The 4553-nt window shown below is 68.6% G+C and carries 1 protein-coding gene; it reads left to right on the top strand.

Features of this window, described 5'->3' with window-relative positions; genetic code table 11:
* A partial coding sequence (locus tag CC207_RS28145) for a non-ribosomal peptide synthetase (RefSeq protein WP_256582365.1) occupies positions 1-4553 on the top strand: 4553 nt, incomplete at both ends.

Raw genomic sequence — 4553 nt, 5'->3', positions numbered from 1 at the left:
GCAATGACACGGCGGTCGACCATGACCTGGACCTGCCGCTGCACGCCCTGTTCGAACACCAGGCGCAGCTGCGCCCCGACGCCGTCGCGGTGGAGACCGATGGCGAGCGACTGAGCTATCGGCAACTCGACGAGCAGGCCAACCGCCTGGCCCACCATCTGATCGAACTCGGGGTCAAGCCCGACGACCGGGTGGCGATTTGCGTCGAACGCAGCGTTTCGATGGTGGTTGGCCTGCTGGCCATCCTCAAGGCCGGTGGCGCCTACGTGCCGCTCGACCCGGGTTACCCGGCCGGGCGTATCCGTCATATGCTCGAAGACAGCGCGCCATTGGCGGTGCTGGTCCACAGCGCTACCCGCGAGGTACCGGGCGAGGTGGCGGTGCCACGGGTCGACCTCGACCAGCCGAGCTGGGAAGCCTTGCCGGCCACCTGCCCACGGGTGACCGGGCTCACCCCACGGCACCTGGCCTATGTGATCTACACCTCTGGCTCCACCGGCATGCCAAAGGGGGTGATGGTCGAGCACCGCAGCGTGGTCAACCTGGTGCGCTGGGCCGCGGGGCTGTGCCCGACCCGCGCCGACGGCGCGCTGCTGCACAAGACGCCGATCAGTTTCGACGCCTCGGTGTGGGAGCTGTTCTGGCCGCTGGGCAGCGGGTTGCTTCTGGTGCTGGCGCGACCGGACGGCCAGCGCGACGCGGATTATGTCGCACGGGAGATCATTGAACGGCAGGTCAGCGTGGTGCAGTTCGTGCCGGCGCTGTTGCAGCAGTTCGTCGAGCAGACGCGCAGCGCGCAGTGCGCCAGCCTGACCGATATCGTCTGCGGTGGCGGTGAGCTGACCGAATCCCTGGCACGCCAGGTGCGCGAGCGCTTGCCTCAGGTGCGCCTGCACAACGTCTACGGACCCACCGAAACCACGGTCGACTGCACTGTCTTCACCCTGGAGCCAGGACAACCTTTGCCCCACGGCGCACTGCCGATCGGCCGGCCCATCGACAATACCCGTCTGTACGTCCTGGACGACGCCGACCAGCCACTGCCGTGGGGCGTGGCCGGGCACCTGCACATCAGTGGCGCGGGGGTGGCGCGGGGCTATCTGGGCCTGGCAGGGCAGCAGGCCGAGCGCTTTATCGACAGTCCGTTCGTCAAGGGTGAGCGCCTGTACCGCAGCGGTGACCTGGTGCGTCAGCGCGCGGACGGGAGCCTTGCGTTCCTTGGCCGTAACGACCACCAGATCAAGCTGCGCGGCCTGCGCATCGAACCGGGCGAGATCGAGGCCTGCCTGAACCGCCTGCCTGGCGTGCGCGAGGCGCTGGTGCTGGTTCACGAGCATCCGCACAGCGGCCCACGCCTGGTGGCCTACCACAGCGGTCAGGCCCAGGTCGCGCAAGACCTGCGTGAGCATCTGCTGGGCCAATTGCCCGAGTACATGGTGCCGGCGCTGTTCATTCACCTCGAGGCCATGCCGTTGACGCCCAATGGCAAGGTCGACCGCAAGGCCCTGCCGGCGCCCGAAGCACCGATGCGGCAGTACCAGGCTCCCGAGGGGCCGGTCGAGACCGCCCTGGCGGCGATCTGGACGGATCTGCTCGGTGTCGAGGCGGTGGGGCGTGACGACAACTTCTTTGAATTGGGCGGCCATTCGCTGCTGGCGGTGCGTCTGGTCGAACGCATGCGCCAGCAGGCGCTGCAAGCCGATGTGCGGGTGCTGTTCAGCCAGCCCACACTGGCGGCGCTGGCGGCGCTGGCGGCGTCGGTGGGTGCTCGGGCGACTGTCGCCGTGCCGGCCAACCGCATCCCCGTCGCTTGCACGCGGATCACTCCGGACATGCTGCCCCTGGCCAGTCTCGACCAGGACGCCATCGATGCGCTGGTGCGCCATATCCCCGGCGGCGTGGAAAATGTCCAGGACATCTACGGCCTGGCGCCGTTGCAGCAGGGCATTCTCTACCATCACCTGGCCAGCGAAGGCGCCGACCCCTACGTGGTGCAGGCGCGTTTCGCCTTTGCCGGTCAGGCCGAGCTGGACGCGTTCGTTGCGGCGCTGAACCAGGTCATCGCCCGCCACGATATCCTGCGCACCAGCCTGCACTGGCAGGGCCTGGACGAGGCGGTGCAGGTGGTCTGGCGCGAGGCGCCGCTGGTGCCGAGCCCGGCGCTGGAGACACTGCGGCTCGACCTGGGGCAGGCGCCACTGTTGCGCCTGAGCAGCCAGGTCCAGGCCGGTCACCTGGAGGCGACCCTGCTGCTGCACCATATCCTCCTCGACCACACTGCCGTGGAGCAGCTGGTGGCCGAAATCGGTACCTTGCTGCAAGGGCAGACGGCGCTGCCGGACAGCGTGCCGTACCGCAACTACGTGGCCCAGGCGCGTCTGGGCGCCGACCCGCAGGCCGACGAGGCGCTGTTCCGCGAGCTGCTGGGCGATATCGACGAACCGACCGAGGTGTTCGGTTTGCGCGAGGCCCAGGTCGATACGGGCCTGGTCAGTGAAAGCCGCCAGCCGCTGGAGCCGGAACTGGGGGCTCGTCTGCGTGGCCAGGCCAGGGCGCTCGGGGTCAGCGTCGCCAGCCTGGTGCACCAGGCCTGGGGCCAGGTGCTGGCGCAGTTGTCCGGCCGCGAGGACGTGGTGTTCGGCACCGTGCTGCTTGGTCGCCTGCTGGGCGGCGAGGGCGCCGACCGGGCGCTGGGCATGTTCATCAATACCTTGCCGCTGAGGGTCAGCGTGGGGGCTGCGGGCGTAGCCGACGGGGTCCGCCTGACCCATCAGCGCCTGGCGCGCCTGCTGGCGCACGAACAGGCGTCCCTGGCCCTGGCCCAGCGTTGCAGTGGCGTACCGGCGTCCCAGGCGCTGTTCAGCAGTTTGCTGAACTATCGCCACAGTGCCGGTAAACCGGCCGTGGGGCCAGCTTGGGACGGGATCGAACTGCTGAGCGCGCAAGAGCGCAGCAACTATCCGCTGGTGGTCAGTGTCGACGATTACGGTAATGACTTCAGACTGACGGTGCAGGCCGTGGCCCCCGTGGACGGTGGCCGGGTCTGCCAGCTGCTGCGCATGGCGCTGTTGCAACTGGTCACGGCGTTGGAACAGACGCCGAGGAGCGCGCTGAACAGCCTCCATCGCGTGCCGGAAGCAGAGCGCGAACGCGTGCTGCGGCAGTTCAACGCCACGGCGCGTGAATATCCGCGTGAACTGGCCGTGCACCGATTGTTCGAGGCCCAGACCGTGAATTCGCCGGATGCGCTGGCGGTGGTCCAGGGTCAGCGTCGATGGACCTTCGCCCAGCTCGAGGCCCAGGCCAATCGCCTGGCCTATTTCCTGCTCGAACAGGGCGTGCGGGCTGGCGATCGGGTAGCCTTGCTGCTGCCACGTTCGTTCGACCTGCTGGCGGCCCAGCTGGCGGTGAGCAAATGCGCGGCGGTGTTCGTGCCGCTGGACGGCAACGCCCCGGCCGAGCGCCAGGCGTTCATGGTGGCCGACAGCCAGGCGCGGCTGGTGCTGACCCACAGCGACCAGCCGCAAGTGGAGGGCGCGCGCCGGGTCGAACTCGACCGCCTCGACCTGAGCGGTTACGCGGATGCGCCGCTGGGCCTGGCGGTGGACGCCGGCAGCGCGGCGTACATCATGTACACCTCCGGCTCCACCGGCACGCCGAAGGGCGTGCAGGTGCCGCACCGGGCCATCGTGCGCCTGGTGATCAACAACGGCTTTGCCGATTTCAACAGCCAGGACCGCGTGGCCTTCGCCTCCAACCCGGCGTTCGACGCCAGCACCCTGGAAGTCTGGGCGCCACTGCTCAACGGCGGCGCGGTGGTGGTGATCGACCAGGACACGGTGCTGTCGCGCCAGGGCCTGCGCGAAGTGCTGCTGGACCAGGGCGTCACCGTGCTGTGGCTGACCGCTGGCCTGTTCCACCAGTTCGCCGACGACCTGCTGCCAGCGTTCCGAGCGCTTCGCTACCTGATGGTCGGTGGCGATGTGCTGGACCCGGCGGTGATCGCCCGGGTACTGCGCGATGGCGCGCCGCAACACCTGCTCAACGGCTACGGCCCGACCGAGGCCACTACTTTCAGCACCACCCACGAAATCACCGTGGTGGGCGAGGGCAGCATCCCGATTGGCAAGCCGATCGGCAACAGCCGCTGCTATGTGCTCGATGCCCGCCAGCAACTGCTGCCAGTGGGGGCGGTGGGCGAGTTGTATATCGCCGGTGACGGCGTGGCCCTGGGCTACCTGGGCCAGCCGGAACTGACGGCTGAGCGCTTCCTGCCCGATCCGTTCAACGGCGGCACGATGTACCGCAGCGGCGACCTGGTGAGCTGGCAGGCCGACGGTACCCTGCGTTACCTGGGCCGTGCCGACCAGCAGGTCAAGCTGCGTGGCTTCCGTATCGAGCTGGGCGAGATCGAGGCGCGTCTGGGCGAGTGTCCGGGGGTTCGCGATGCCGCCGTGATCGTGCGGGAGGACGCGCCGGGCGATAAGCGCCTGGTGGCCTATTTCACTGGCCATCAGGCAATTGCCGAACTGCACCAGCAACTGCAAGGCCAA

Source organism: Pseudomonas sp. DrBHI1 (genome assembly GCF_002205115.1).
Taxonomy (GTDB): Bacteria; Pseudomonadota; Gammaproteobacteria; order Pseudomonadales; family Pseudomonadaceae; genus Aquipseudomonas; species Aquipseudomonas mosselii.
This window is presented reverse-complemented; position numbering and strand designations above follow the sequence as displayed.